Here is a 26,390-nt window from a genome sequence, read left to right on the forward strand (position 1 = left end):
ATCATGCGGGGCGAGGTCATGGGCTCGGGGTGGGGCGGGTCAGGCGCCGCAGGAGCGCAGGAAGCGGCGGGTGCGCTCGGCGATCGGGAAGGGCTGGGTGGGCGGGCAGGGGTACATGTCCTGCTCGACGATGGCGAAGAGGTCCACGTCCAGGGCCTGGGCGGCCTCCAGGACGGGCGGCAGGGCCGGTACGCCGAGCGGTGGCTCGCACATCACGCCCTGCTTCACGGCGGGCCCGAAGGGGGTGCCGTTGGCCTGGACGTCGGCCAGGATGTCGGGGTCGACCTGCTTGAGGTGGAGGTAGCCGATCCGCTCGCCGTACGTCTTGATCAGCTTGACGTTGTCGCCGCCGCAGTAGGCGTAGTGGCCGGTGTCCAGGCAGAGGTTGACCAGGTCCGAGTCGGTGCCGTCGAGGAAGCGCTCGACGTGCTCCTCGGTGTCGATGTGGGTGTCGGCGTGCGGGTGCACGACGATGTCCAGGCCGAACTCGTCGCGTACCTGCTTCGCGAGCCGCTCCATGCCGCCGGTGAGGTGCTTCCACTGCTCGGTGGTCAGCTCGTTCGGCTCGATGAGTTCGGCGGTCTTGTCGTCGCGCCAGAACGACGGGATCACGACAAGGTGGTGGGCGTTCATCGCCTTGGTCAGCGTGGCCACCTCGCTGACGTGCTGCCAGGTCGCGTCCCAGGCGTCGGGGCCGCGGTGCATCGAGGTGAAGATCGTGCCGGCCGACACCTTCAGGTCACGCTTGGCGATCTCGGCGTGCAGTACGGCAGGGTCGGTCGGCAGGTAGCCGTACGGGCCCAGCTCGATCCACTCGTAGCCGGCCTCGCTGACCTCGTCCAGGAAGCGTTCCCAGGGCACCTGCTGCTCGTCCTCGGGGAACCAGACGCCCCAGGAGTCGGGTGCCGATCCGACGCGGAGCCGGTCCAGGCGGGGAACGTTCGCGCTGGGTACGGACATGGTGCGGCTCTCCTCTCGCCGGTCGGCGATGACCGGGGGAAGGGATGGAGTGGGGTTGTGGTGCGCTCAGCCTTCATCGGCGTGCCGAACCTGTCAAGACTTCGTCCTGACATAAGGACTTAAGGACTTTGTAACTCCGAGCGGCTCCCCGGGTGACTCCGTCATCATTGCATCGCCGACGTCAGAATGTAAGGACAAACTGTTGACAGGGATTGAGTTGCCCCGTTAGACCTGTGGTCGGAGCCGACCTGGCCGGAGCCGACAGCCGGCACCGGGCGAATCGAAGGGGCGCACATGACCGAGCCGACCGACACCGGCCGCTTTGACCTGGTCACCATGGGCCGCATCGGAGTGGATATCTATCCGCTGCAGACGGGTGTCTCGCTGGCCGAGGTGGAGACGTTCGGGAAGTTCCTGGGCGGCTCGGCCACCAACGTCGCGGTCGCCGCGTCCCGTCAGGGCCGCCGGACCGCCGTGATCAGCCGCACCGGTGACGACCCCTTCGGTACGTACATCCACAACGCGCTGCGCGACTTCGGCGTGGACGACCGCTGGGTGACCCCCGTCGCGCAGTACCCGACCCCGGTCACCTTCTGCGAGATCTTCCCGCCGGACGACTTCCCGCTGTACTTCTACCGCCGGCCCAAGGCTCCCGACCTGGTCATCCGCCCCGAAGAGCTGGACCAGGACGCCATCCGCGCCGCGCGCGTCTTCTGGATCACCGGCACCGGCCTGTGCGAGGAGCCCAGCCGCTCCGCGACGCTCGCCGCCCTGGAGGCCCGCGCCAAGTCCGGGCCGACCGTCTTCGACCTGGACTGGCGGCCGATGTTCTGGGGCGGCCAGGGCGGCGCCTCCGGTGACGGCGGCGAGACCGGTGCGCAGGCGATGGCGAACGCGCGGCCGTACTACGAAGCGGCGCTGGCGCACGCCACCGTAGCGGTCGGCAACGTCGACGAGGCCGAGGTCGCCACCGGAGTGCGCGACCCGAAGGCCTGCGCCCAGGCGCTCCTGGACAGGGGCGTCGAACTCGCCGTCATCAAGCAGGGCCCCAAGGGCGTGCTCGCCGTGCACCGCGACGGCCGCACCGCCGAGGTGCCGCCCACCCCCGTGGAGGTCGTCAACGGCCTCGGTGCGGGGGACTCGTTCGGCGGCGCCCTCGTGCACGGCCTGCTCTCCGGCTGGGACCTGGAGCGCATGATGCGGTACGCCAACGCCGCCGGCGCCATCGTCGCCGCCCGCCTGGCCTGCTCCTCGGCCATGCCCACCACCTCCGAGGTCGAAGCGTTCCTCGCGGAGCGCTGACCACACCGCCGCACACCGCCCGCGCGGACCGCGCGGGCGCTCAAGAAGGTGAGTTACGCCTTGACCACTCCGCTCTCCGACCTCGTGCGGCTGCGGGCCCGGCACCCCGAAGCCGTCGCGGAAGCCGCGGCCCGCCGCACCCGCCGCCCCCTCATCGGCGACAGTGGTCGGCTGATGATCGTCGCCGCCGACCACCCCGCGCGCGGCGCCCTGGCCGTCGGTGACCGCAAGCTGGCCATGGCGGACCGCTTCGACCTGCTGGAACGCCTCTCGCTCGCGCTGTCCCGGCCGGGCGTCGACGGGGTGCTGGCCACCGCCGACATCCTGGAGGACCTGCTCCTCATGGGTGCCCTGGAGGGCAAGGTCGTGATGGGCTCCATGAACCGCGGCGGTATCGCCGGCGCGTCCTTCGAGATGGACGACCGCTTCACCGGTCACCGCCCGCAGGACATCGCCCGGCTCCGCTTCGACTGCGGCAAGCTGCTGATGCGCATCGACTACGACGACGCCGGATCGCTGGACACCATGGAGTCCACCGCGCGCGCCATCGACGCCATGGCCGAGCTGGAACTGCCCACCTTCGTCGAGCCGTTCATCTCCCGCCGGGTCGACGGGAAGGTGAAGAACGACCTGAGCGCCGAGGCGGTGACCAAGTCCGTCGCCATCGCCTCCGGGCTCGGCGGCACCTCCGCGTACACCTGGCTCAAGCTGCCGGTCACCGAGGACCCCGACGACATGGCGCAGGTCTGCGAGACCTCGACGCTCCCGACGGTGCTGCTCGGCGGGGACATCTCGGCCGCCGACCAGGACACGACGTACGAGAAGTGGCGCAAGGCCCTTCATCTGCCCACCGTGCAGGGGCTGGTCGCCGGGCGCTCGCTGCTCTACCCCGTCGACGGGGATGTGACAAGCGCTGTGGATACCGCGGTCGGCCTGCTCTAGCCGGAGTTGTCCACAGACATCTGTCACTGTCAGTGATCAGTAGGAGACTTGACGCCATGAACGCCGAATCCCGCTTCCACCGCCCGGCCGGCACCGCCGCCGACGGTCCGTACGCCCTCGACATCCATCCCAAGAACGCCGGCTGGGGGTACTCCTCCCTCCGCGTGCTCGAACTCCCGCCCGGCGGCCACCACTCCTTCCCGACCGGCGACAGCGAGTGGGTCGTGCTGCCGCTGTCCGGCGGGTGCACGGTCGCGGTCGATTCCGGCGAGGAGTTCGCGCTGACCGGCCGGGAGAGCGTCTTCAGCGGCGTCACGGACTTCGCGTACGTACCGCGCGACGCGCACGTGGGCATCGCCAGCGAGTCCGGTGGCCGCTTCGCGCTCACCGGTGCCCGCTGCGAGCGCAAACTCCCCGCGCGGTACGGCCCCGCCTCGTCCGTCCCCGTCGAGCTGCGGGGCACGGGAAACTGCTCGCGCCAGGTCAACAACTTCGCCGCGGCGGCCCCCGCCGGAGGCGACAGTGACTACGGCTTCGAGTGCGACAAGCTCATCGCCGTCGAGGTGCTGACGCCGGGCGGCAACTGGTCCTCCTACCCGCCGCACAAGCACGACGAGTGCCGGCCCGGCGAGGAGTCCGAGCTGGAGGAGATCTACTACTTCGAGATCGCCGCGGCGACCGGCGAGGACGGCACGACCAGGCCCGGCCTGGGCTACCAGCGCGTGACGCCCTCCGGCGACGGCAGTGAGACCGATGTGCTCGCCGAGGTCCGCGGCGGCGACGTCGTCCTCATCCCCGACGGCTGGCACGGCCCCTCCATCGCCGCCCCCGGCCACGACATGTACTACCTCAACGTCATGGCGGGCCCCGGCGAGGCCCGTGAGTGGCTGATCTGCGACCACCCGGACCACGGCTGGATCCGGGGCACCTGGCCCGAGCAGCCCGTCGACCCCCGCCTCCCCCTCTACAGCGCACCCGCAGGAGACCCTCGATGACCGCCCCGACGACGCGCCGCCTCACGGTCGCGCAGGCCCTGGTCGCATTCCTGGCCCACCAGTACACCGAGCGGGACGGCGTACGGCACCGCCTGATCGCCGCCACCTGGGGCATCTTCGGCCATGGCAACGTCGCCGGACTCGGCCAGGCACTCCTGGAGTCGCAGCCCACGGGCTACGAGCGGGGGACCACCCCCGAGTCCCCGGGCATGCCCTACCTCCAGGGCCGCAACGAGCAGGCCATGGTGCACGCCGCCGTCGGGTACGCCCGCCAGTCCGACCGGCTCTCCGCGCAGGCCGTCACCACCTCCATCGGCCCCGGCGCGACCAACCTCGTCACGGGCGCGGCGCTGGCCACGGTCAACCGCCTGCCGGTCCTGCTGCTGCCCGGCGACACCTTCGCCACCCGCCCGGCCGAGCCCGTGCTCCAGCAGCTGGAGGTGGCGTACGCGGGGGACGTCTCCGTCAACGACGCGCTGCGCCCGGTCTCCCGCTACTTCGACCGGGTCGGCCGCCCCGAGGCGCTGATCCCCGCCGCCCTGCAGGCGATGCGGGTGCTCGCCGACCCGGTGGAGACCGGCGCGGTCACCCTGGCCCTCCCGCAGGACGTGCAGGCCGAGGCGTACGACTGGCCGGAGGAGTTCTTCGCCGACCGGGTCTGGCGCGTCACCCGCCCGCAGCCGGACGCGGGCGCGCTGGCCGAGGCGGTGCACGCCATCCGCTCCGCCGAGCGGCCGCTGCTCGTCGCGGGCGGCGGCGTCCACCACTCCGAGGCCGAGGACGCGCTGCGGGCCTTCGCCGACGCCACCGGCATCCCGGTCGCCTCCACCCAGGCGGGCAAGGGCTCGCTGCGGTACGACCACCCGGCCGACGTGGGCGGTATCGGGCACACCGGTACCGCGACCGCGGACGCGCTGGCCCGCGAGGCGGACCTGATCATCGGGGTCGGCACCCGCTACACCGACTTCACCACCGCCTCGGCGACGCTGTTCGCCCGCCCCGGCGTGCGCTTCGTCAACCTCAACATCGCCTCCTTCGACTCCCACAAGCTCGGTGCGCACTCGCTGATCGCGGACGCCCGCGCGGGCCTGGAGGCGCTGTCCCGGGAGCTCGGCAGGCACCGGGTGGAGCGGGCGTACGAGGAGGCGTACGGCGCGGCCAAGGCCGAGTGGGAGCGGATGGTCGACACCGCGTACCTGACCGGTGCCGAGGACGCGCGGCCCAGCCAGACGCAGGTGCTCGGGCTGCTCGACGCGACCGTCGGCGACGACGACGTGATCATCAATGCGGCCGGTTCGCTCCCCGGTGACCTGCACAAACTGTGGCGCGCCCGGTCCCGCCGCCAGTACCACCTGGAGTACGGCTACTCCTGCATGGGGTACGAGATCCCGGCCGCGATCGGCGTCCGGATGGCCACCCCGGACCGTCCGGTGTGGTCGCTGGTCGGCGACGGCACGTACCTGATGATGCCCACCGAGATCGTGACGGCGGTCCAGGAGGGCATCAACATCAACCTCGTCCTCATCCAGAACCACGGCTACGCCTCCATCGGCGGCCTCTCGGAGGAGACCGGCGCCGAGCGGTTCGGTACGGCGTACCGGTTCCGGGCCAAGGACGGCTCGTACACCGGCGAGCCGCTGCCGGTGGACCTGGCCGCCAACGCCGCGTCGCTGGGCATGGACGTGATCCGCGCGGCGACCGTGGCCGAGCTGCGGGCGGCGCTCTCGGCGGCGCGCGCCTCCGACCGGCCCACATGTGTCTATGTCGAGACCGAAACGGCTGACACAGTGCCGGGCGCGCCCGCGGCGCAGGCCTGGTGGGATGTTCCTGTTGCCGAGACCGCGACGCGTGAGGCGGCGCTGCTCGCCCGGGAGGAGTACGACCGCCAGGCGGCCGGACGCCGCCGCCACCTCTGACCTCCGCTGAAGCTTTCGTCCCCAGAAAGGCCCCGCACATGAAGACCCTCAGCCACTGGATCGGCGGCAAGCCCGTCGAGGGCATCTCCGGCAACTTCGGTCCGGTCTACAACCCGGCCACCGGCGCCCAGGAGAAGCAGGTCCCCTTCGCCTCCGTCGACGAGGTCGACACCGCGGTCGCCGCCGCCAAGGAGGCCTTCCGGACCTGGGGCACCAGCTCGCTCGCCAAGCGCACCTCGGTCCTGTTCAAGTACCGCGAGCTGGTCGACGCGCACCGCGAGGAGATCGCGCAGCTGATCACCGCCGAACACGGCAAGGTGCACTCCGACGCCCTCGGCGAGGTCGCCCGCGGCCTGGAGATCGTCGAGCTGGCCTGCGGCATCCCCGAGAAGCTCAAGGGCGAGCTGTCCACCCAGGTCTCCACCCGCGTGGACGTCTCCTCGATCCGCCAGTCGCTGGGTGTGGTCGCCGGCATCACGCCGTTCAACTTCCCGGCGATGGTGCCGATGTGGATGTTCCCCCTCGCGGTCGCCTGCGGCAACACCTTCGTGCTCAAGCCCAGCGAGAAGGTGCCCTCGGCCGCCTTCAAGCTGGCCGAGCTGGCGGCCGAGGCGGGCCTGCCGGACGGTGTGCTGAACGTCGTCAACGGTGACAAGACCGCCGTGGACCGGATCCTGGAGCACCCGGACATCGCCGCGGTGTCCTTCGTCGGCTCGACCCCGATCGCGAAGTACATCCACACCACGGGCACCGCCAACGGCAAGCGGGTGCAGGCGCTGGGCGGCGCGAAGAACCACATGCTGGTGCTGCCGGACGCCGACCTGGACCTGGCCGCTGACTCCGCGATCAACGCGGCGTACGGCTCGGCGGGCGAGCGCTGCATGGCGATCTCCGTCGTGGTCGCGGTCGGTGACACCGCGGACCCGCTGATCGAGAAGATCAAGGAGCGGGCCGGGCAGCTGACCATCGGCCCCGGCGACGACCCGGCCTCCGAGATGGGCCCGCTGATCACCAAGGTGCACCGGGACAAGGTCGCCTCGTACGTGACCGGCGCCGGCGCGCAGGGCGCGACCGTCGCGCTCGACGGCACGGGCTTCACCGTCGAGGGCCACGAGGACGGCCACTGGATCGGCGTCTCGCTGCTGGACAACGTCACGCCCGAGATGGACTGCTACCGCGACGAGATCTTCGGCCCGGTGCTCTCCGTCGTCCGTGTCGACACGTACGACGAGGCCATCGCCCTGATGAACAACTCGCCGTGGGGCAACGGCACCGCGATCTTCACGCGGGACGGCGGCGCGGCCCGCCGCTTCCAGCTGGAGGTCGAGGCCGGCATGGTCGGCGTGAACGTGCCGATCCCGGTGCCGGTGGGCTACCACTCCTTCGGCGGCTGGAAGGACTCGCTCTTCGGCGACCACCACATCTACGGCAACGACGGCGTGCACTTCTACACCCGCGGCAAGGTCGTCACCACCCGCTGGCCGGACCCCTCCGACGGCGGCATCAACCTGGGCTTCCCCAGCAACAGCTGACGCCCGGAAGCGGAACTGAAGCGGATCGGAGGCGGAACGGAAGCGCAACGGACGGAGCCCTGCCGGTGCTGACCGGCGGGGCTCCGCCGACCGCACCGAGGAGGCGCGCCGAGGTCAGGAGCCGCGCCGCGCTCACGCGCCGCGGATCTCCGCCAGGTAGGAGGCGGCGGCCTCCGGGTCGGTGAGCCAGTGGCGGAAGTCGGCGGGGTCGGCGTAGCCGTTGACGAAGCGGTGGGCGACGGCCGGGCAGTGGGCGGCGGCCGCCAGCAGCCGCCGTACGTGGTCCGGGGGCGGCTGGAGCATGGCGTTGGTGAACTCCGTCGCGTACTGCGCGTGGTCCCAGAAGGTCTCGAAGGTCCGCTCCATCCAGGCCCGGTCGAAGGGCGCGGCGCCGCGTTCCCTGATCGCGCGGAGGTAGCGGGCGGCGCAGCGGGCCGCGTTGTTCGAACCCTGGCCGGTGACAGGGTCGTTGACGACGACCGTGTCCGCCATGCCGAGGACCCAGCGGCCCGTCGCCACCTCGGTGACCGGGCGCCGCACCGTCGGGGTGACCGCGCCGTAGAGCGTGCAGCGTGCGTCGGTCGGTTCGGCGTTCCGGCACAGTTCGTACTCCACGGGCGCGTACCGGCGCAGCAGGCTCTGGGTGCGCGTGAGGCAGCCGCTCGGGTCCGGGCGGTCCTGCCAGCAGTCGAAGGGGCCGCCCGGCAGCCCCTCGAAGAAGACGATGTCGCACAGTCCGCCCGTGGTGAGCGCGGGGATCACGAAGATCTCCCCGGCCTCGGCGGTGAGATGGGAGCGGGCCTGCGGCGCGGGGTACTCCGGCGGGTGCCCGACGCCGTGCAGGTAGATGCAGGCCAGGGTGCGTTGCGGCCGGTCGTACGGGGAGCGGGCCGGGTCCCGGGGGAAGAGCCGGGCGAGGTCGCCGCGGCCCGCGGCCACCAGCGTCAGGTCGTGCGAGGCGGCCAGCGCGGCCAGCCGGCGGGCGTCGGCCGCGCCGTACTCCACCCGACCGCCGCGCGCTTCGTAGAGGTCGAGCCAGTCGGCCGTCTTCACCCGCTGGTCGACGGATTGCGCCTCCTCGTCGAAGCGGCCGCTGAAGCGCAGCGCGGGCGTGCCCGGCGGATCCCAGACGGTGGCCTGGAGTGCCGTGATGCCAGGGGCCTTGCCGTCCCAGGAGTTCAGGCCCGCCGCCCGTTCGAGGCCCAGCGCGGGACCGAACATGATCTGTGTCGACATCACCCGGCCGGAGCGGATCTGCTCCGGTGTGCGGTCCGAGACGACGGTCACGTCGTACCCCTCGGCGAGCAGCCCGTGGGCGAGTTGCAGTCCCGCCTGCCCGGCTCCGACGATCGCGATGGCGCGCATGCCGCCTCCCACCCCCGCGGCCCGGTGCGGCGCCGGACCCCTTCTTCAGTTGTACTGGCGGTGCGCGGGGGGTGTACAGATCCGTTACGGTGCGCGGGCGCCGTACCGCCGTTCCGGCACCCGGCGCAGCTCGGCACATTGGCACAACATGAGAAAAGACGGGGGCGAGATGCCGCACAGTACGGTCCTCAGCAAGGGGGCGCGGATCACCGCGGGGGTGTTCTGCACGCTCTTCCTGCTGCACAGCGCCACATGGATGGCGATCGATGTCGCGGAGCGCGGGTTCGGGGCGCTGTGGGACTCCTGGGCCGGTGCCGGCGGCACGGGCATGGTGACCGACCTGTTCACGCTGGCGCTCGCGGTGGTGCAGCTCGGCGCGGTCTGGGCGGCGTTCACCGGGGCGCGGGCGGCCGGCGGCATCCTGGCCGTGGCGACGACGCTGACGTTCACCTCCAGCGTGCTGGTGTTCATCAGCACCGGCCAGCACACCAGCGACGACCGCTGGTTCCGCGGTGAGGTGGACAACAGCAGCGGCACCTTCGAGGGCGTCTTCATCAGCAGCGCCTTCGTCATCCTGTTGGCCTTCGCGTGCGGCGTGGTGCTCCTCGCGGGCATGCGCAGCTGGCCCACGCGGCGGCCCAGCGACCCGCCGATGCGTCCCGCGAAGCCGGCGGTCGCGACCGGTGCCGTGGTGCTCGGTGTCCTCGCGCTGTTCGGCGCGGTCTGGAACATCTACATGGTGGTGGAGTACGGCTCCGGCGTACTGGAGGCGCTGTATCTGGGCCGTGGCACGCTGACGGCGCTGCTGAGCGTGGCGGGCGGCTGGCAGTCCGTCGTCTTCGTCCTGCTGACCGCGGTCGGCGCGCTGCTGTGCCTCGGGCGTGCGGGGTCCGCGCGCGGCTTCGCGCTGGGGCTGGCGCTGGTCCTGCTGCCGCTCGCGCTGATGACGACGATCGCCCTGATCAGGTTCGGTGTGCTCTTCTCGGTGCAGCAGGGCCCGGCGTTCCCGATGATCCTGAACCACACGCAGATCCTGTTCGAGCTGGTGGGCGCGGTGGCGCTGCTGGTCCTGATGGGGCGTCCGGGCGTGCCCGTCGCCGCCGAGTGGTACCCGCCGGCGCAGTCGGGCGTGCCCGGGCCGGCGCCGTTCGCGATGCAGGGCGCGCAGCCGTACGGCGCGCCGGGCCAGCCGCAGCCGGGTTACGGACAGCCCGGGTACGCGCCGCCGATGCAGCAGCCGCAGCAGCAGCCCGGCTTCGGCCCCGCCCCGGCACCGGGCTTCGGCCCGCCCGCCGCGCCCCCGCAGGCCCCCGCGGTACCGCCGCAGGCCCCGCAGGCGCCGCCCATGCCGTACGGCGCGCCGCCGGCTCCGCCCGTCCCGCCCGCTCCGCCGGGCGGCGGTTTCGGTCCGCCGCAGGGCTGATCCGCGGTCCGCGCAGGGCTGATCCGCAGGTCGCGGGGGCCGGTCCGGAGTTCGTAGGGCTGACCCGGAGATCATTGGGCACCCCCGTAGGGTGAACGACATGGCTCTGAAGGTTCCCCGGCCGCGTGGCCGGCGACTGGTCGCGCTCGTGGCCGTGCTGGGCGTCCTGCTCGGCGGCGGCTCGTGGGCGGCCGTCGCCGCGTCCGACGACGCGGCCCCCGCGGTGCACCGCGAGGACCACGTTCTGACGCTGCCGGAGAAGCCCGGCAGCAAGTCCACCGTCCGGATCGACACCTCCTACTTCACCAGCACGGCGGACTCCGGCCGCCGGCCCGCCGTGCTGGTCGGCCACGGCTTCGGCGCGAGCAAGACCGCGGCCGCCGGCCAGGCCCGGAAGCTCGCGCGCGCCGGGTACGCCGTCCTCACCTGGTCGGCGCGCGGCTTCGGCCGCTCCACCGGCAAGATCGGCCTCAACGACCCGAAGGGCGAGGTCGCCGACGTCGGCGGGCTCATCGACTGGCTGGCGAAACGCCCCGAGGTGCAGCTGGACAAGGCCGGCGACCCGCGCGTCGGCATGACCGGCGCCTCGTACGGCGGCGCCATCGCGCTCCTCACCGCCGCCCACGACCCCCGGGTCGACGCGATCGCCCCGCAGATCACGTACTGGAACCTCGCCGACGCGCTGTTCCCCAACGGGGTGTTCAAGAAGCTGTGGGCCGGCTACTTCTTCACCACCGGCTCGGCCCCCGTCACCACCACCGTGCCCAACCCCGCACGCGGCGTGGCCTGCAACCGCTTCGAGGCGCAGCTGTGCCGGATGTACGAGCGGGTGGCGGTCTCCGGCCGGCCGGACGAGGCGGCCCGGAAGATGCTGGAGAGCCGCAGCCCGAAGGCGGTGGCCGACCGCATCAAGGTGCCGACCCTCATCTCCCAGGGCCAGTCCGACTCGCTCTTCCCGCTCGGCCAGTCCGACGCGCTGGCCAAGGCGCTGAAGAAGAACGGCGCGCCGGTCGCGGTGGACTGGATCGAGGGCGGCCACGACGGCGGCAACCGCGAGGAGTCCCGGGTCCTGGCGCGTACGGAGGCGTGGTTCGCCCGCTACCTGAAGGAGGACAGCGGCGCCGACACCGGTCCGGCGTTCCGGATCAGCCGGGCCGGGGGCGTGAACGCCCGCGACGGCGCCTCGCGGCTGCGCGGCGCGACCGGGGACAGCTATCCGGGCCTGCGCGGCGACCCGCGGTCCGTGCCGCTCGCCGGCCGCGAGCAGACCCTCGCCAACCCCGCGGGCGGCGATCCGCCCGCCATCTCCTCCGTCCCCGGCATCGGCGCCGCGCTCGGCAGCCTCAGCGCGCTGGGCAACAGCCCGTCGCTGGACTTCCCCGGCCAGTACGCCCGGTTCGAGTCCGCGCCGCTGAAGGAGTCCGTGCAGGTCACGGGGGAGCCCACGGCGAAGATCCGGGTGAGGAGCGACCACGACGAGGCCGTGCTGTTCGCCAAGGTCTACGACGTCGGCCCGGACGGGCAGAGCCAGTTGCTGCCGCACCAGCTCGTCACGCCGCTGCGGGTGACGGACGCGAAGGACGGCCGTACGGTCTCCGTCCGGCTCCCCGCCATCGACCACGAATTCGAGGCCGGGCACCACATGCGGCTGGTGGTGGCCGCCACCGACATGGCGTACGCGTCACCCGACGAGCCCGCCGTCTACAAGGTGTCGCTCGCCGGCAAGGACGCGCTGAGCGTGCCGACCGCGCCCGGCGTGCGGACCGCCCCCACCTCGCTGCCCTGGTGGGTGTGGGGGATGCCGCTCGCGGCCGTACTGATCGCCGGCGCGCTGCTGCTCACGGGACGCCGCCGCACGGCCCCGCCCGCGCCCGACCCGGACCTGGCGGACGTGCCGCTGCGCATCACCGGCCTGACGAAGAAGTACGCGGGCGCCGTGGACCGGTACGCGGTACGGGAGCTGACCTTCGGCGTCGAGCGCGGCCAGGTGCTCGGGCTGCTCGGGCCGAACGGCGCGGGCAAGACCACCACGCTGCGGATGCTGATGGGTCTGATCACGCCGGACGAGGGCGAGATCCGGGTGTTCGGGCACGCGGTGCGGCCGGGTGCTCCGGTGCTCTCCCGGGTCGGCGCGTTCGTCGAGGGCGCGGGCTTCCTGCCGCATCTGACGGGCCGGGAGAACCTGGAGCTGTACTGGCGCGCCACCGGCCGGCCGGCCGAGGACGCGCACCTGGACGAGGCGCTGGAGATCGCGGGCCTGGGCGAGGCGCTGCAGCGCGCCGTCCGTACGTACTCGCAGGGCATGCGGCAGCGGCTGGCCATCGCGCAGGCCATGCTCGGCCTGCCGGACCTGCTCATCCTGGACGAGCCGACCAACGGCCTGGACCCGCCGCAGATCCGCGAGATGCGGGCCGTGATGATCCGGTACGCGGCCGAGGGCCGGACCGTGATCGTCTCCAGCCATCTGCTGGCCGAGGTCGAGCAGACCTGTACGCATCTGGTCGTCATGGACCGGGGCCGGCTGGTGCAGGCGGGCCCGGTCGCGGAGATCGTCGGGAGCGGCGACACGCTGCTGGTCGGCACGGCGGCGCCGGTGCCGGACGGGGTGGTGGAGAAGGTGGCCGCGCTGCCGTTCGTCGCCTCGGTCGCGGGCGGTGACGACGGGCTGCTCGTACGCCTCGACGGCACGGCCGGCACCCCGGAGCTGCTCGCCGAACTCCTCCGGCTGGGCGTGCCGGTGGAGAGCGTCGGGCCGCACCGCCGCCTGGAGGACGCCTTCCTGACCCTGATCGGAGGGGACCGATGAGTACCGCCGCACATCCGGCCGGGCCCGCGGCCGGCTACCGCGCGGGCCGCACCCTGCCGCTGCGCGTCGAGGCGCTGCGGCAGCTGAAGCGGCGCCGCACGCTGGTGGTCGGCCTGGTGCTGGTCGCGCTGCCGTTCGTGCTGGCCGCGGCGTTCGCCATCGGCGGCGATCCGGCCGGGCGGAACAGCCGGGTCAACCTGATGGACACCGCGACCGCCTCGGCCGCCAACTTCGCGGCCACCGCGCTGTTCGTCTCGGCGGGCTTCCTGCTGGTGGTGCCGGTCGCGCTGTTCTGTGGCGACACGGTCGCCTCGGAGGCGAGCTGGTCCTCGCTGCGGTACCTGCTGGCGGCGCCCGTGCCGCGGACCCGGCTGCTGCTGAGCAAGCTGACCGTGGCGCTGGCCTTCAGCGCGGCGGCGATGGTGCTGCTGCCGCTGGTCGCGCTGGCCGTGGGCACGTACGCGTACGGCTGGGACGGGCTGCGGCTGCCGGGTGGAGGAGTGCTGCCGGCCGGGGACGCGGTGCCGCGGCTGGCGCTGGTGGTGGCGTACCTCTTCGTGTCGCAGCTGGTGACGGCGGCGCTGGCGTTCTGGCTGTCGACGGTGACCGACGCGCCGCTGGGCGCGGTCGGCGGCGCGGTCGGCCTCACCATCGTCGGCAACGTCCTGGACCAGGTCACCGCGCTCGGCAACTGGCGCGACGTGCTGCCCGCGCACTGGCAGTTCGCCTGGGTGGACGCGCTCCAGCCGAAGCTGGAGATCTCGGACATGGTGCAGGGCGCGGCGGTCTCGGTCTCCTACGCGCTGGTCCTCTTCGCGCTGGCCTTCCGCGGCTTCCGCACCAAGGACGTGGTGTCGTAGCGGACGCGGTGCCGGACCGGCCGGACGCGGGCACCCGGCCGGCGGCGAACCGCGCTCAGGCCTCCGGCTCCGCCGCCGGGAGGCCGTGGGCGCGGCGGAAGAACTGCTGCTTCTTCTCCTCGCGGACGACGATGCCCAGCGCGGCCAGTTCCTCGCGCAGCTGGGCGGCGTCGTCCGCGCGGCTCTTCTCCAGCGCGTGCGCGCGGGCCTTGAGGAGCGCGTGGGCGCCCGCGTCGAGGCCGGGCAGCCCGGCCACCCAGCGGCGGTACTCCTCGGCGTGCGGGTCGGTGTCCTGCCAGGGGTAGCCGTGCGCGCGGAACGCGGCGGCGAACGCGCCGGTGTCGAAGTCGCCCTTGAGGCGGAGCAGTTCCTCGGTGCGCCCGCCGAGGGCCACGAGGTGCGTGCCGTCCGGGAAGACCGCCGAGACGTCCGCGCGGTGCAGTATGTGGTTCCGGCCCCCGCGGGTGAGGACGGTCCGCGCGGGGCCGACGGCGGCGTGCACGTAGTCGTGTTCGGCGAGCAGCGCGAGCAGCACCCCGGCCAGCAGGCCGAGGAACGCGGCGCCGATCGTGGCCTGCGGCTCGGGGAGCGAGGCGACGAGCCGGAACAGGCCCTGGAACGGCGCCCACGGCAGCCCGGCCACCCAGCCCGCCACCGCGTCCAGCAGCCATCCCAGCGCGGCGCCCAGAACCGGGAAGCCGGCCCAGGCCAGCGTGCGGGAGCCGGTGCCCGGCCCGATCCGGGTCGCTTCCTTCCCGGCCGTGTCCTCAGCAGACATCAGGTGTGCCCTTCCGCTCGGGCCGGGGCCGGGACGCGGCCCACGAGCCAGTCGATGATGTGGCGCAGTTCGGCGGCGTGCGCCGCGGGGTCGAACCCGGCCTCGTCGGCGCTCAGGTAGGCGGCGTTGATCAGCCGCTGGAGCCAGCCGGCGGCGCGCCCGGGGGCGAACGCGAGCGGCCGGCCCTCGTCCGCCAGCCGCTCCAGCAGCGTCACGAGGGCGGCGTGGATGCGGGCCTCGTCGGCGGCGAGCATCAGCGCGAACGCCTCGTCCCGGTTGGCCTGGAGGAAGGCCGCCGCCGCGAGGCCGGGGACGAGCGGGTCGGGCAGGTCGGCGAGGAGGTGGTCCACCAGCCCGTCGAGGCCGTCGTCGGGCCGCTCGGCGGCCAGCGCCCGGTCGCAGGCCGCGGCGTGGCGCGGCACGTCGTCGGCGAACAGTGCGTGGAAGATGTCGCGCTTGGTCGGGAAGTAGTGGAAGAGGGTGCCGGAGCCGATGCCGGCGCGGCGGCAGACGGCCGCGGTGGAGGTGCCGTCCACGCCGTGGGCGGCGAACTCCTCGGCGGCGGCCCGGAGGATCCGGGCCCGCTTGCGGGCGTGCCGGTCGGGGTCGACGGTGCGCATCGAGCCAATAGTAGAGCACGCACTCTATTAATGGCGCCCGCTCGCGGCAGGGGTGCGCGGGCCTCCGTTGGGCCGGGCGGGTGCTTGCGCCGCGGGTCGTGCAACCCTCGCGCGGTGCGGCGTGTCTGCTCGGGTGAGGTCCGCATAATGCGGATGAAATCCGGAAGAAGAGGACATTCGATGATCCGTAAGGCTTCGCGAGCTGTCACCGTCTCCGCGCTCTGCGCCGCCCTGCTCGGCGGCGGCCTGACCCTCGCCGCCTCCGCCCCCGCCGCCAGCCCGGCCCCGAAGAAGGCGCCGGCCCGCTACGGCGCCGAGCAGATCCACCACTTCCTGGAGGGGTTCTACGGCAACCACGGGCCCCGCCGGTGGGAGCGGCGCCACATGGTCGGCGACGCGCTGAAGAAGCGCGTCGAGCAGAACAAGAAGTACGACGTGCTGCTCTGCGCGCAGAACGCCCCGCGCGACATCACCATCGGCCGGGTGACCACCGCGCAGTCCGCGGGCGTCGGCTGGGCGACGGTGACCACCAGCTGGCCGCGCGGCAGGGACCAGCACTTCACCGCCTACGTCGGCCTGGACGCCACCAAGCCGATCAAGCTCACCCAGATCGACTGCAGCCCCGGCCGCCGCTGACGGCCGCCCCTTCCTCCGTACCGGCCGTGATCCGAGGGGCGGCCGGTACGGAGGTGCCGCGCGTGGCAGGCCGCCCGATTTCCGCGCATGTGGCACGTATTCTCTCGCTATGACCTGGACGAGCGCGCTGAAGCAGACCGCCCGCGCCGGACTGTCCGTCGAACGCGCCAAGCTGACCCCGCTCATCGCGGTCCGCGGCGCGGTGGGCGTGGCCATCGTCATCGGGGGCTGCCTGTGGCTCGGCTCCCCGGTACTCGCCGTCTCCGCCGCCTTCGGGGCCTTCTCCGCCGCCATCGCCACCTTCCAGCGCAGCTGGCGGCCGCGCCCGCTGCTCGCCCTGGCCGTCGCCGGCGGCCTCTCGGTCTCCACCTTCCTCGGCTACCTCGCCGCCTCGCACACCGTGCTTTTCGTCCTGCTGCTCAGCGCCTGGACCCTGCTCGCGGGGCTGTGCTGGGCGGTCGGGCCGGTCTCCGGGCTGATCGGCACCCAGACGGTCGCGGTGATGCTGGTGACCGTCACGCTGCCGACCTCCGTCCTGGGCGCGCTGGAACACGCCGCGCTCATCGCGGCCGGCGGCTGCGTCCAGGCCGCGCTCATCGTGCTCTTCCCCGTCCGCCGCTGGGGACGGCAGCGGGACGCGCTGGCCGACGCGCTCGCCGCCGAGGCCGACTACGCGCGCCGGCTGCGCCACGACCCGGTCGCGCCCTTCGACCCGCAGCCCCTGATGGACGCCCGGCTCGCCTCCCGGGTCACGGCCCGGCAGGCCCGCCGCCGCCCCGCCCAGCTGCACGGCCCGCGCACCCTCGCCGAACAGGTGCGCCCGGTACTCGCCTCGCTCGCCGACCCGGTCGTCGGCGCGCCGTTGGAGGGGCCCGAGCGGGACCGCGTCCGCGAACTCCTGCACGCCGCGGCGACCGTGCTGGACGCGGTGGCCTCCGCCATCCGGCACGCCCGCCCGGTCCGGCTGCCCGCCGAGGTCATGGACATCATGGAGGTACCGGTCACCGGCGACCTGCTGACCGGCCCGGCGCGCCGCTCGGCGGCCCGGCTGCTGAGCCTGCTGGCCGACGCCGTGGAGGCCGCCGACGAACCGGTCGAGCCGACCGGCCCCGTCACCGACGGCGACCGCCCCCACCTGCTGCGCCCCGCCGTCCACCGGCAGGTCCCGGTGGTCCTGCGGGCCGTACGGCGTGAGCTGCGGTGGTCCTCCTTCGTGCTGCGCCACGCGCTGCGCGTGGCGGCGGTCGCCGCGGTCGGCTACCTCGCGGGCACCGCGCTGCCCTTCGGGCACGGCTACTGGGCGCCGCTCGCCTCCGTCATGATCATGCGCCCGGACTTCGCGCAGACCTACCAGCGGGGCATCGCCCGCTTCACCGGCACCCTCTTCGGCGTCGCCGTCGGCGGCGGCGTCCTCGCCCTGCTCCACCCCGGGCAGTACGTGGACGCGGCGCTGGCCGTCGTCTGCGTCTTCCTGATGTACCTGCTGCTGCGCACCGGCGTCGCGGTCACCTCCGCCTGCGTCGCCGCGTACGTCGTCTTCCTGCTCGGCATCGCGGGCGCCGGCTGGGAGCAGACCGTCCAGGAGCGGGTGGTCCTCACGCTCCTCGGCGGGGTGCTGGCGACCCTCTCGTACGCCGTCTTCCCGGCCTGGGAGACCTCACGGCTGCGCGACCGGCTGGCGGAGTGGCTGCTCGCCGGCGGCCGGTACGCCACCGCCGTCCTGGACATCTACGCCCGGCCCGCCGAACGCCGGCCGCGCCGGGTGCGCGAGGCCCTGCTCGACCTGCGCGCGGCGCGCGTCGCCTGGGTGAAGAGCGGGGAACGCGCCGAGCAGGAGCCGGTACGGCACCGCGGGCTCTCCCCGGCCGCCGAGGAGGACGCCGCAGCGGCCCTCAACACGATGGGCCGGGTCACCATAGTGATGGAGGCCCACCTGCCGGGCCCGGACGCCGAACCGTCACCGGGCGCCGAGGCGTTCGCCGCCGAGCTGGGGCCCGCGGTGGAGCGTGCGGCGCGGGCCGTTCGGGAGGGCGGCGACATGGACTGGACCGGTCTGCGCCGACGGCTGGCGGAGTGGGAGGCCGGGGCCGGGGCCGAGGGCGGGGGAGTGGCGTTGCGCGCGGCCGAGCTGCTGGTGGACGCGCTGGAGGAGTTCGCACGGGCACTGAACCGGACCCGGAGCTGAGCGCGTGTTCCTCCCCGGGCCGGGCGGCGTGCACCTATGCAACGCCGGTAGGGTAGGTAATCGCCCGTTATTGACGTCATTGCTGCCGTCTGGGGCGCGATGTCGGGGGGATCCGCACGCCGCGCCGCGGGCGTACCCGCAGTCCGAGCCGAAAGCGAGCGAACGAACTCCTCATGGCCAGCACTTCCTCCGGCGGTACGTACGACATAGGCATCGACCTGGGCACCGCCAACACCCTGGTGTACGCACGCGGCAAGGGCGTGGTGCTCGACGAGCCGTCCGTGGTCGCTGTCAACGCGGCGGGCGACGTCATCGCGGTCGGCGCGGAGGCCAAGCGCACCATCGGCCGCACCCCCTCCGGCATCACCGCGATGCGGCCGCTCCAGGAAGGGGTGATCGCCGACTTCGACGCCGCCGAGCGGATGCTGCGGGGGCTGCTGAAGAAGGCGCTGCCCGGACGCCGGTTCTCCCGCCCGCGCGTGGTGATCTGCGTGCCGTCGGGCATCACCGGCGTCGAGCGGCGCGCGGTCATCGACTCCGGCAAGCGCGCGGGCGCCCGCGAAGTGCAGCTGATCGAGGAGCCGATGGCGGCCGCGATCGGCGCCGGGCTGCCGGTCGCGGAGCCGGTGGGCTGCATGGTGGTGGACATCGGCGGCGGCACGACCGAGGTCGCCGTGGTCTCGATGGGCGGCCTGGTCACCGCCCACTCGGTACGGGTCGGGGGCGACGCGATGGACGCGGCGATCCTGGCGTACGTCAAGAAGAAGCACGCGCTGGACATCGGGGAGCGCACCGCCGAGGACATCAAGATCGCGATCGGTTCCGCGCTCCGGACGCCGGACGAGGACCGCGCGCCGCAGCCGCCCGCCGACGGCGCGGAGACGGACGCGGAGGCGGAGGTGGACGCGGACACGGAGACGGACGCGGAGACCACCGTGCCGGTACGTCTCGACTCCTGCACCGTCCGCGGCCGGGACCACGTCAACGGCCTGCCGCGGGTCCAGGAGATCACCGCGGAGGAGGTCCGGCAGGCGCTCGCCGAACCCGTCGACGCGATCGTGCGGGCCGTCCGCCGCACCCTGGACGCCTGCCCGCCCGAGCTCTCCGGCGATGTCATCGAGCACGGCATCGCGCTCACCGGCGGCGGCGCGCTGCTGCGCGGCCTGGACCGGCTGCTCACCCAGGAGACCGGCGTGCCCGTCGTGGTCGCCGAGGACCCGCTGAACTGCGTCGTGGCGGGCACCGGCCGGTGCGTGGAGGAGTTCGCCACCATGAACGGACTGCTGGCGGACGCCAGGAACCTGCCGCGGCGGACCGTGCGCCTCTGAGAACCCGCCCGTTGGTAAGCCGCGCGGCCAACTCCCTTGCCCGCGTGGCAAACCGGCGTGCCCGCGTGCCGTACGGAGGATGGTGTGCGGGTGGCCCGGAGGCGTCCACAGCGCGGACACTTCCGCCCGTTCCGCGCCCCGAATAGCCCTCCACCTGCGGCGACATGACCTGGCGTCAAGGAGTGATCAAGTCCGGTTATGCTGAGACCGGCTCAGCGTACTGGCAGTTACCACTGGTGATCTGTGTGTCGACGCTGCCCTCACCGCTGCGCCCGAGAACTTCCCCGTATCTTTCGATTGGTTGAGGGTGCTGATGGTTCGAGAAGGATCGTCGCCCGGAGGCCTGCGACCGGCTTCGGCGTTCGTGTGGATACTGCCGGCGGCGCTCACCGTGATCGCCGCCGTCGTCTCCGCCGTGCTGGTCCCCTCCGACGCGCTGACGCCGGTCCTGTGGACCGGAGGCGTCGCCACCGTCGCGGTGGCGCTCCTCTCCGCCGAGGTCGCCCGCCGCGGCCGGGCCCTGCTGGAACTGCGCCGGACCTCCCGGACGCAGGCCGAGGTGCTCGCCCGCCAGGAGGCCGCGACCGTACGGCTCGCCGAGGAGCTGCTGCCCGAGGTCGTCCACCGGCTCGGCCAGGAGGAGTTCCCCGAGGACGTCCTCGCCTCGATGACCGGGCGGCTGGCGCAGGAGGCCCGCGAGGCCCGGCTGACCCCCGAATTTACCGCGGCCCACGAGGCGGTGCTCCGCTCGGTCCTGGAGGCGGTCGTCGCCGAGGAGGACTTGCGCGAGTCCGCCCAGCGCGCGTTCGTGAACATCGCGCGCCGCGTCCAGGCCATCGTCCACCAGCAGGCGCAGGAACTGCGCGGCATGGAGGACCGGCACGGCCAGAACCACGAGGTCTTCGGCGACCTGCTGCGGCTGGACCACGGCACCGCGCTGATCGGCCGGCTGGCCGACTCCATCGCCGTACTGGGCGGCGCCCGCCCCGGCCGCCAGTGGAGCCGCGCCGTCCCGCTGTTCAGCGTGCTCCGCGGCGCGATGTCGCGGATCATCGACTACCAGCGCGTCGAGCTGCACTCCGTCACCGAGGTCGCCGTCGTCGGCCAGGCCGTCGAGCCGCTCATCCACGCGCTCGCCGAGCTGCTGGACAACGCCACCCGCTACTCCCCGCCGCAGACCCGGGTGCACCTGACCGCGGTCGAGGTGCAGTCCGGCATCGCCGTCGAGATCGAGGACGGCGGCGTCAGCATGAGCGAGGAGGCCCGCATGCGGGCCGAACGGATGCTTCAGCAGGCCCAGGAGGGCATCGACGTCAACGACCTGGGGGAGACCCCGCGGCTCGGCCTTGCGGTCGTCGGCCGGCTGGCCCAGGCGTACGACTTCCAGGTGTCGCTGCGCCCCTCGGCGTACGGCGGTGTGCGCGCCGTCCTCATCGTGCCGCAGGACCTGATCACCACGGCGCCGGCCACCGGACGCGCGCACGGCATCGGCGCGTCCTCCGGGCCGGTGAGCGAGCGCACCGCGCGCCCGGCGGTCCCGCGTCAGGCCACCGGGCCCGTGCCCGCGGCGCCCGTGGTTCCCGCGGCACCCGCAGCCCCTACGGCGCTGCCGTCCCGGGCCGAGAGCACCCAGGAAGACGTACCCGTGGTGACCGAGCGGACCGCCAACGGGCTGCCGCAGCGGCGCCGCAAGTCCCGCGCCACCGCGCCGGCCGGCCGGCCCGCGCCGCAGGCGTCCACCGCCCCCGACACCGCAGACCACCGGTCCTCCGCGTCGGAGCCCGCCCCCGAGGTGCAGCCCGGCATGTGGCTGGCCGCCTTCCAGAGCGGCCTCTCCGGAGAACCGGGCGGGGCCGCCGGGCCGAAGAGTGACGAGTCGTCGGAAAAGAGTGAGTTGCCATGATTCAGCACCGGGCCAACATGGACTGGATGCTCAAGGACCTGGCGGAGAGCGTCCCGCAGACCCGCAACGTCGTCGTGCTGTCCTCGGACGGCCTGCGGATGGCCCAGTACGGCACGGACAACGACACCGCCGACCGGCTGGCCGCCGCCTGTGCCGGCCTGCAGTCCCTGGCCGGTGCCGTCTCCGCCGAATTCCCGCGCAGCGACGGCAAGATGCGCATGGTCGTCATCGAACTGGACGGCGGGTTCTTCTACCTGATGGCGGCCGGCTCGGGCGCCTACCTCGCGGTGCTGGCCGACGAAGGGGTGGACGCCGGACTGATCGGGATGAAGATGCGCGACCTGGTGGCGCGGATCGGCGAGCACCTCAGCAGCCCGCCGCGCGGTGAGGGACCGGCCGCATGAGCACAGCGGGCCAGGAGTGGGAGGACGAGAGCCCCGAGCGGCTCTATGTGATCACCGGCGGGCGCACCGGCGCCGCCGACACCTTCTCCCTCGACCTGGTCACGCTGATCGTGGCCAAGAGTTCGCCGAGACCTGGCGTACAGCCCGAGCACGCCACGATCATGCGGCTGTGCCACTCCCCCCTGTCGGTGGCGGAGCTCTCCGCCTACCTGAAGCTTCCGGTCAGCGTGGTCACCGTGCTCCTGGGTGACCTGCTGGCCGACGGGCGGGTGGTGGCGCGCGCGCCCGTCCCGCCCGCAGAACTTCCGGACCGTTCCCTTATCGAGGCGGTGATCCATGGACTTCAACAGCTCTGAGCCGACCGCCGGACAGGCGCTCGCCGAGCAGCCCGTGGCCGGTCAGACGTTCGCCGCGGAGCCGGTCGTCGGGCCGCGGAGCGAGGACGAGCTGCCGGACTCGGCGACGGCCGCGGTCAAGGTGGTGATCGTGGGCGGCTTCGGGGTCGGCAAGACGACCCTGGTCGGCGCCGTCAGCGAGATCCGTCCGCTGACCACCGAGGAGACGATGACGCAGGCCGGCGTCGGCGTCGACGACACCCTGGGCGTGGAACGCAAGACCTCCACGACCGTCGCGATGGACTTCGGGCGCATCAGCCTCAACGAGGAACTGGTGCTCTACCTCTTCGGCACCCCGGGCCAGCAGCGCTTCTGGTTCCTGTGGAACGGCCTGTTCGACGGCGCGCTCGGCGCGGTCGTGCTGGTCGACACCCGCCGCCTGGAGGTCAGCTTCGACGTCATCGGGCGCCTGGAGGAGCGCGGCGTCCCCTTCGTCGTCGCCATCAACTCCTTCCCGGAGGCGCCGAAGTACCCCGTCGAGGAACTGCGCGGCGCCCTCGACCTGCCGCCCGATGTACCGATCGTGGACTGCGACGCCCGGCTGCGCACCTCCAGCCGCGACGTCCTGATGACGCTCATGCACTACCTGCACGGCCTCGCCGTCACCGCGGAGACCTGAGCCCCGAGGACTCCGCGGCGCGCTCGCCGAGAGGGCCCGGACCACCGGCAACCGCCGGGCCGGGCCCTCCGTCATGCCGCTGGGCCTGCTGTCGTGCTTGCCTGCGTGCGGTCCCGTGGGTGCGGTCCCGTGCGTGCGGTCCCGTCGGCCGGGCGTCGACACGCGGCCGAGTCGAATCGGCCGGAGTGCGGACACACATGGACGCCATCCCGGGGAACCCCGAATGACACACCGGGTCGAATACAACCCTTCCCAGGCATATGAGTGTCTTATCTCGTGGACCCACTGACTCAGGGACCAAACGCTCATCCTGGGGGAAGGAATCACCATGCGTACCTCCCGTCCCGCGCGTCGCCGCACCGCCGTCATCGGCACGGCCGCCGCCGCGCTCCTCACCGCCTCCGCCGCCATCCCGGCCTTCGGCGCCACCACGACACCGCCGCCCGTCCGGCCGGCGGCGCAGACGGCGGCCGAACCGGTGCGCGGCGGCAGCCCCGAATCGACCGTGGACCGGGTCGCGGACTTCTACGGCGCGTACATCGACGCCGTGTACGACGAGGACGGCCGGCTCGCCGGACAGCTGCGGACCCACTACCTCCGCGCCGACCTGCGCAAGCGCCTCGCCACGTGGGAGTCCAAGAACCACGCCGATGGCGTCCTGCGCGCGCAGAACGTCCCGGTCAAGTGGTCGGTCGCCTACGACGGTTCAGGCACCGGCAGCTCGTACACGGTCGTCACCCTGACCTGGGACTCGGGCAGCAGGCCGAGCACCTCCCGGGTAGCGGTCCGCAGCTCGCTGGAGACCCGCCAGATCACGGACATCAGGGAAGCACCGGCCAAGTGAGGTGAGGGCCGGGCGGAGAGGGACCCGGCCGTTCATGGGGGCCGGGGTCGGCCCGGCCGTTCACGGGGTGTGCGGGGGACTGCCGGAGGGTGGCGGGGGCTCATCGGAGGGTGGCGGTGGGTCCCCGTCCCGGGTACGGCCGTCCGCGCGGCTTTCCTGCGTACGGCCGTCCGCGCGGTTCTTGGCCCGGGTGGGCCGCGCCGGGTTCTTGCCCTGGGCGGCTCGGGGCGCGGGCCGCAGGTGGTGGACGTGGCGGACGTGTACGGCCCGGCGTACGCGGGGGAACACATGGCGCTCGGGGTGGTCGTGGAAGTGCCGCCCCAGCAGTGCCCCGCCGAAGACCACGAAGCCGACCCCGACCAGCCAGCACTCCACGATCAGCACGGTGCCCACCGGCCCGTAGCTGACCGCGTTGGTGACGATGAGCGGCGCGAACACCAGGTACGAGAAGGCACGCAGCCCCGTCAGGCCCGCCATGGTCGCGACCGCACCGGGCAGCAGCGCCCGCCACGCGACCTGCGCGCCGAGCAGGAAGCGCTGGCCCCACCAGAAGAACAGCACGCCGGCGAAGAGGTTCAGCACGATCCGCAGCGGCTCCGGTAGGGCGCCGCGGGACTGCACCTCGGCGTAGAGGTAGGCCAGCAGGACGGCCAGCCAGACGAGCTGTCGCCAGGCCCGGTGCCACGGGCCGACCGACAGGCTCCAGGTCTTCTCGTACCCGGTCTGCACGCTGCCCGCGAAGCTCAGCCCGAAGACGGCGAGGGCGACGAGGCTGACCGCGCTCGTGGTGGCGACCGCCTGGCGCGGCGCGGTGAAGACGCTCTCCACCGCGTCCGCCGAACGGCCGGACAGCGCCATGCCGTCGACCAGCCAGAGGGCGAAGCCGCGGTGCCGTACCGGGTCGGCCGCGGCCACCACGATCAGCAGCGGCACGAGCGTCACCAGCCCCAGCGCGCCGAAGCCCATGGCACGGTGCAGCAGCTCCAGTTCGCTGCCGCGTTCCCGGAACCGCCGGATCTGCAGCCGGTGCCGTACGCGCCGGATCAGGCGGCGCCGGTGCCGCCGCTCCGGGACGCGGCCTGGCCCTGCGGGTTCAGGTCCCGTCGACTCGAGTCCCGTCGACTCAGGTCCTGTCGACCCGGGTCCCGTCGGCTCGGGTCCGGTCGACTCAGGTCCCACCGTCATACGTCGCCACCGTCCTCCGCGCCCATGGCCTCCGTTCTCACTCCTCCAGCGAGACGACGACCTTGATGTCGTCCTCCCGCGCGGTGAACGCCTCCTGTGCGCGGGCCAGCGGCACCCGCCTGGTGATCATGCGGGCCAGCCAGTCGTGGTCGGCGCCGGCCAGCGCGTCGGCCGCCTGCCGGTAGTGCCGCATATTGGCGTTGACCGAGCCCACCACCGCGTCGTTCGCCAGCACCAGGTCCCGGTTGACGGTGCCCGCGTCGATGGTGAGCTGCCGTCCGGCCGGGGAGACGCCCGTCAGGCACACGATCCCGTACGCGGCCGTCCCGGCCATCGCGTCGAAGACCAGGTGCCCCGCCCCGGTGGCCTCGATGACCACGTCCGGGCGGAGCGCCTCGGTCACCTGGTCGATGTCCTCGCTGTGGTACGTCGCGCCCAGGTCCCGGACCAGTCCGGGCTTCGGCCCGCCGGTCACCCGGTCCAGTACGTGCACGTCGAGCCCCCGCTGCACACCGAGGAGCGCCGCCAGCAGCCCGATCGGCCCCGCGCCGGTCACCAGGACCCGTTCCGGCGCGAACCAGGCCCGGCCCCCGACCCGCTCCACCTGCTCCCACGCCTTGGCGACCACGGTGGTGGGCTCCATGAGCACCCCCACCCGGCGCAGCCCCGGGTCGAGCCGTACCGCGTACTCGCTCTCCACCGTCCACGCGCGGCTCGCGTACCCGTCCCGCTCCTTGATGCCCCGCTCGGTGTAGCGCCCGTTGCGGCACATGTCGAACTCGCCCCGCGCGCACGCCCCGCACGGTTCGGGGTCGGGCCGGCGGACCACCCCCACCACCAGGTCACCGCGCGCGAAGCCGCTCCCGGGAGGCGCCTCGCGCACGCGCCCGAGCGACTCGTGCCCGAGGACGAGCCGGTCCCGGCCCGGCGGCGGGGCCCCGTAGTCGCCGGCCGCGATCTCCTTGTCGGTACCGCACACCCCGACGTCGAGGCCGTCCACCAGCAGCTCGCCCGCCCCGGCCACCGGATCGGGCACCTCCCGCACCTCCAGCGAACCCGGCTGCAAGGGCCGGACGGTCAGCGCACGCATACTCACAAACCCTCTCGTCGCTCCACCACGCCCCACCGGCAGGCGTTCCACCACTACGGACGGGGTGCGACCGCGCACCACCGCGTACCCGTGGGGGTGACCCGAGTACCCATGGGAAGGCGCCCTCCGACCGGGCAGGGAGCACCCGGCCCCTCATTCACCTCCGAACCGTCCGCGCCGTCACCTCCCCACGCCGCCACCGCCCGACGAACCCACAGAGGGAGGGGCGGTGTCACCCGTCCGGGCGGGGCTTATGCGGTGGGGGAGATCTCGTGGGGTCTCGCGGGGTGGGGGCGACGAGG

21 protein-coding genes and 1 pseudogene are annotated in these 26,390 nt (G+C 73.2%); 16 read left to right on the forward strand and 6 right to left on the reverse strand.

All coding sequences use genetic code 11. The features are described 5' to 3' along the window. Positions 1-39: 39 nt before the first annotated feature. Positions 40-960: a sugar phosphate isomerase/epimerase gene (locus ABZ840_RS33605; RefSeq protein WP_361566475.1), complete on the reverse strand. Its 921-nt coding sequence runs from the start codon at positions 958-960 to the stop codon at positions 40-42. 294 nt (positions 961-1,254) lie between these two features. Here ABZ840_RS33605 and iolC point away from each other — a divergent pair, with 294 nt between their 5' ends. From iolC to ABZ840_RS33630, 5 genes are read left to right on the forward strand one after another with little or no spacing between them, the layout of a single operon-like run. Next, the gene (iolC, locus tag ABZ840_RS33610) at positions 1,255-2,262 is read left to right on the forward strand and encodes a 5-dehydro-2-deoxygluconokinase (RefSeq protein ID WP_361566477.1); all 1,008 of its coding nucleotides are present in this window, start codon (positions 1,255-1,257) and stop codon (positions 2,260-2,262) included. Positions 2,263-2,322: 60 nt separating this feature from the next. Further along, positions 2,323-3,204, forward strand: coding sequence for a deoxyribose-phosphate aldolase (locus ABZ840_RS33615; RefSeq protein ID WP_361566479.1), 882 nt, complete (start codon positions 2,323-2,325; stop codon positions 3,202-3,204). A gap of 56 nt (positions 3,205-3,260) precedes the next feature. Then, on the forward strand, positions 3,261-4,199 hold the full coding sequence (iolB, locus tag ABZ840_RS33620) for a 5-deoxy-glucuronate isomerase (protein ID WP_361566482.1): 939 nt from the start codon (positions 3,261-3,263) through the stop codon (positions 4,197-4,199). Further along, a complete protein-coding gene (gene iolD, locus ABZ840_RS33625; protein ID WP_361566484.1) occupies positions 4,196-6,115 on the forward strand; it encodes a 3D-(3,5/4)-trihydroxycyclohexane-1,2-dione acylhydrolase (decyclizing) in 1,920 nt (639 codons plus the stop codon). Before iolB ends, iolD begins: the two co-directional genes overlap by 4 nt. A 38-nt stretch (positions 6,116-6,153) precedes the next feature. Then, entirely contained in the window at positions 6,154-7,647 is a 1,494-nt protein-coding gene (locus ABZ840_RS33630) for a CoA-acylating methylmalonate-semialdehyde dehydrogenase (RefSeq protein ID WP_361566486.1), read from the forward strand. A 132-nt stretch (positions 7,648-7,779) separates the two neighbouring features. Here the strand turns inward: ABZ840_RS33630 and ABZ840_RS33635 are convergent, their stop codons facing one another. Continuing rightward, positions 7,780-9,012 (reverse strand): styrene monooxygenase/indole monooxygenase family protein, encoded by a 1,233-nt coding sequence (locus ABZ840_RS33635; protein ID WP_361566488.1) that lies wholly within the window; start codon positions 9,010-9,012, stop codon positions 7,780-7,782. Between the two features lie 148 nt (positions 9,013-9,160). On the opposite strand from ABZ840_RS33635, the gene ABZ840_RS33640 reads away from it, so the two are divergent. The 3 genes from ABZ840_RS33640 (at position 9,161) to ABZ840_RS33650 (ending at position 14,101) form a co-directional block, all read left to right on the forward strand. After that, positions 9,161-10,435, forward strand: coding sequence for a hypothetical protein (locus ABZ840_RS33640; protein ID WP_361566491.1), 1,275 nt, complete (start codon positions 9,161-9,163; stop codon positions 10,433-10,435). 100 nt (positions 10,436-10,535) lie between these two features. Next, positions 10,536-13,241 (forward strand): CocE/NonD family hydrolase, encoded by a 2,706-nt coding sequence (locus tag ABZ840_RS33645; protein WP_361566494.1) that lies wholly within the window; start codon positions 10,536-10,538, stop codon positions 13,239-13,241. Beyond that, positions 13,238-14,101 carry an ABC transporter permease gene (locus tag ABZ840_RS33650; RefSeq protein WP_361566496.1) on the forward strand — a complete coding sequence of 288 codons (864 nt, stop codon included), beginning with the start codon at positions 13,238-13,240 and terminating at the stop codon, positions 14,099-14,101. Before ABZ840_RS33645 ends, ABZ840_RS33650 begins: the two co-directional genes overlap by 4 nt. Before the next feature lie 55 nt (positions 14,102-14,156). Here ABZ840_RS33650 and ABZ840_RS33655 read toward each other — a convergent pair whose 3' ends face one another. Then, the gene (locus ABZ840_RS33655; protein ID WP_361566499.1) at positions 14,157-14,879 is read right to left on the reverse strand and encodes a hypothetical protein; all 723 of its coding nucleotides are present in this window, start codon (positions 14,877-14,879) and stop codon (positions 14,157-14,159) included. Further along, positions 14,879-15,499: a helix-turn-helix domain-containing protein gene (locus tag ABZ840_RS33660; protein WP_361566501.1), complete on the reverse strand. Its 621-nt coding sequence runs from the start codon at positions 15,497-15,499 to the stop codon at positions 14,879-14,881. The genes ABZ840_RS33655 and ABZ840_RS33660 overlap by 1 nt, the downstream gene beginning before the upstream one ends. A gap of 180 nt (positions 15,500-15,679) precedes the next feature. On the opposite strand from ABZ840_RS33660, the gene ABZ840_RS33665 reads away from it, so the two are divergent. The 8 genes from ABZ840_RS33665 to ABZ840_RS33700 all read left to right on the forward strand — a co-directional run bounded on the left by ABZ840_RS33665 (position 15,680) and on the right by ABZ840_RS33700 (position 23,813). Continuing rightward, complete coding sequence (locus ABZ840_RS33665) at positions 15,680-16,135, forward strand: hypothetical protein (protein ID WP_361566504.1); 456 nt, start codon at positions 15,680-15,682, stop codon at positions 16,133-16,135. A gap of 109 nt (positions 16,136-16,244) precedes the next feature. Then, positions 16,245-18,320: an FUSC family protein gene (locus tag ABZ840_RS33670; protein ID WP_361566506.1), complete on the forward strand. Its 2,076-nt coding sequence runs from the start codon at positions 16,245-16,247 to the stop codon at positions 18,318-18,320. A 173-nt stretch (positions 18,321-18,493) separates the two neighbouring features. After that, a complete protein-coding gene (locus ABZ840_RS33675) occupies positions 18,494-19,648 on the forward strand; it encodes a rod shape-determining protein (protein WP_361566509.1) in 1,155 nt (384 codons plus the stop codon). Between the two features lie 313 nt (positions 19,649-19,961). Continuing rightward, positions 19,962-21,551, forward strand: coding sequence for an ATP-binding protein (locus ABZ840_RS33680; protein WP_361566512.1), 1,590 nt, complete (start codon positions 19,962-19,964; stop codon positions 21,549-21,551). After that, on the forward strand, positions 21,548-21,955 hold the full coding sequence (locus ABZ840_RS33685; protein WP_361566514.1) for a roadblock/LC7 domain-containing protein: 408 nt from the start codon (positions 21,548-21,550) through the stop codon (positions 21,953-21,955). The genes ABZ840_RS33680 and ABZ840_RS33685 overlap by 4 nt, the downstream gene beginning before the upstream one ends. Further along, entirely contained in the window at positions 21,952-22,311 is a 360-nt protein-coding gene (locus tag ABZ840_RS33690; RefSeq protein ID WP_361566516.1) for a DUF742 domain-containing protein, read from the forward strand. The genes ABZ840_RS33685 and ABZ840_RS33690 overlap by 4 nt, the downstream gene beginning before the upstream one ends. Further along, on the forward strand, positions 22,292-22,969 hold the full coding sequence (locus tag ABZ840_RS33695) for an ATP/GTP-binding protein (RefSeq protein WP_361566518.1): 678 nt from the start codon (positions 22,292-22,294) through the stop codon (positions 22,967-22,969). Before ABZ840_RS33690 ends, ABZ840_RS33695 begins: the two co-directional genes overlap by 20 nt. A 328-nt stretch (positions 22,970-23,297) precedes the next feature. After that, positions 23,298-23,813, forward strand: coding sequence for a hypothetical protein (locus ABZ840_RS33700; RefSeq protein WP_361566520.1), 516 nt, complete (start codon positions 23,298-23,300; stop codon positions 23,811-23,813). A gap of 315 nt (positions 23,814-24,128) precedes the next feature. Here ABZ840_RS33700 and ABZ840_RS33705 read toward each other — a convergent pair. Together ABZ840_RS33705 and ABZ840_RS33710 are read right to left on the reverse strand one after the other, a co-directional pair. After that, positions 24,129-24,857 (reverse strand): annotated as a pseudogene (locus ABZ840_RS33705) (ribonuclease BN); the annotation flags it as partial. Between the two features lie 178 nt (positions 24,858-25,035). Next, on the reverse strand, positions 25,036-26,088 hold the full coding sequence (locus ABZ840_RS33710; RefSeq protein ID WP_361566523.1) for a glucose 1-dehydrogenase: 1,053 nt from the start codon (positions 26,086-26,088) through the stop codon (positions 25,036-25,038). Between the last annotated feature and the right edge of the window lie 302 nt (positions 26,089-26,390).

It is taken from the genome of Streptomyces sp. NPDC047117, from assembly GCF_040643545.1.
GTDB lineage: Bacteria > Actinomycetota > Actinomycetes > Streptomycetales > Streptomycetaceae > Streptomyces.

What these genes read in the sequence shown, in the direction of transcription:
- ABZ840_RS33700 (WP_361566520.1), top strand. Translation starts at nt 23,298, where the DNA reads ATGCGTACCTCCCGTCCCGCGCGTCGCCGCACCGCCGTCATCGGCACG.
- iolC (WP_361566477.1), top strand. Translation starts at nt 1,255, where the DNA reads ATGACCGAGCCGACCGACACCGGCCGCTTTGACCTGGTCACCATGGGC.
- ABZ840_RS33685 (WP_361566514.1), top strand. Translation starts at nt 21,548, where the DNA reads ATGATTCAGCACCGGGCCAACATGGACTGGATGCTCAAGGACCTGGCG.
- ABZ840_RS33680 (WP_361566512.1), top strand. Translation starts at nt 19,962, where the DNA reads ATGGTTCGAGAAGGATCGTCGCCCGGAGGCCTGCGACCGGCTTCGGCG.
- ABZ840_RS33675 (WP_361566509.1), top strand. Translation starts at nt 18,494, where the DNA reads ATGGCCAGCACTTCCTCCGGCGGTACGTACGACATAGGCATCGACCTG.
- ABZ840_RS33640 (WP_361566491.1), top strand. Translation starts at nt 9,161, where the DNA reads ATGAGAAAAGACGGGGGCGAGATGCCGCACAGTACGGTCCTCAGCAAG.
- ABZ840_RS33645 (WP_361566494.1), top strand. Translation starts at nt 10,536, where the DNA reads ATGGCTCTGAAGGTTCCCCGGCCGCGTGGCCGGCGACTGGTCGCGCTC.
- ABZ840_RS33710 (WP_361566523.1), bottom strand. Translation starts at nt 26,088, where the DNA reads ATGCGTGCGCTGACCGTCCGGCCCTTGCAGCCGGGTTCGCTGGAGGTG.
- ABZ840_RS33660 (WP_361566501.1), bottom strand. Translation starts at nt 15,499, where the DNA reads ATGCGCACCGTCGACCCCGACCGGCACGCCCGCAAGCGGGCCCGGATC.
- ABZ840_RS33605 (WP_361566475.1), bottom strand. Translation starts at nt 960, where the DNA reads ATGTCCGTACCCAGCGCGAACGTTCCCCGCCTGGACCGGCTCCGCGTC.
- ABZ840_RS33635 (WP_361566488.1), bottom strand. Translation starts at nt 9,012, where the DNA reads ATGCGCGCCATCGCGATCGTCGGAGCCGGGCAGGCGGGACTGCAACTC.
- iolD (WP_361566484.1), top strand. Translation starts at nt 4,196, where the DNA reads ATGACCGCCCCGACGACGCGCCGCCTCACGGTCGCGCAGGCCCTGGTC.
- ABZ840_RS33670 (WP_361566506.1), top strand. Translation starts at nt 16,245, where the DNA reads ATGACCTGGACGAGCGCGCTGAAGCAGACCGCCCGCGCCGGACTGTCC.
- ABZ840_RS33655 (WP_361566499.1), bottom strand. Translation starts at nt 14,879, where the DNA reads ATGTCTGCTGAGGACACGGCCGGGAAGGAAGCGACCCGGATCGGGCCG.
- ABZ840_RS33650 (WP_361566496.1), top strand. Translation starts at nt 13,238, where the DNA reads ATGAGTACCGCCGCACATCCGGCCGGGCCCGCGGCCGGCTACCGCGCG.
- ABZ840_RS33630 (WP_361566486.1), top strand. Translation starts at nt 6,154, where the DNA reads ATGAAGACCCTCAGCCACTGGATCGGCGGCAAGCCCGTCGAGGGCATC.
- ABZ840_RS33690 (WP_361566516.1), top strand. Translation starts at nt 21,952, where the DNA reads ATGAGCACAGCGGGCCAGGAGTGGGAGGACGAGAGCCCCGAGCGGCTC.
- ABZ840_RS33665 (WP_361566504.1), top strand. Translation starts at nt 15,680, where the DNA reads ATGATCCGTAAGGCTTCGCGAGCTGTCACCGTCTCCGCGCTCTGCGCC.
- ABZ840_RS33695 (WP_361566518.1), top strand. Translation starts at nt 22,292, where the DNA reads ATGGACTTCAACAGCTCTGAGCCGACCGCCGGACAGGCGCTCGCCGAG.
- iolB (WP_361566482.1), top strand. Translation starts at nt 3,261, where the DNA reads ATGAACGCCGAATCCCGCTTCCACCGCCCGGCCGGCACCGCCGCCGAC.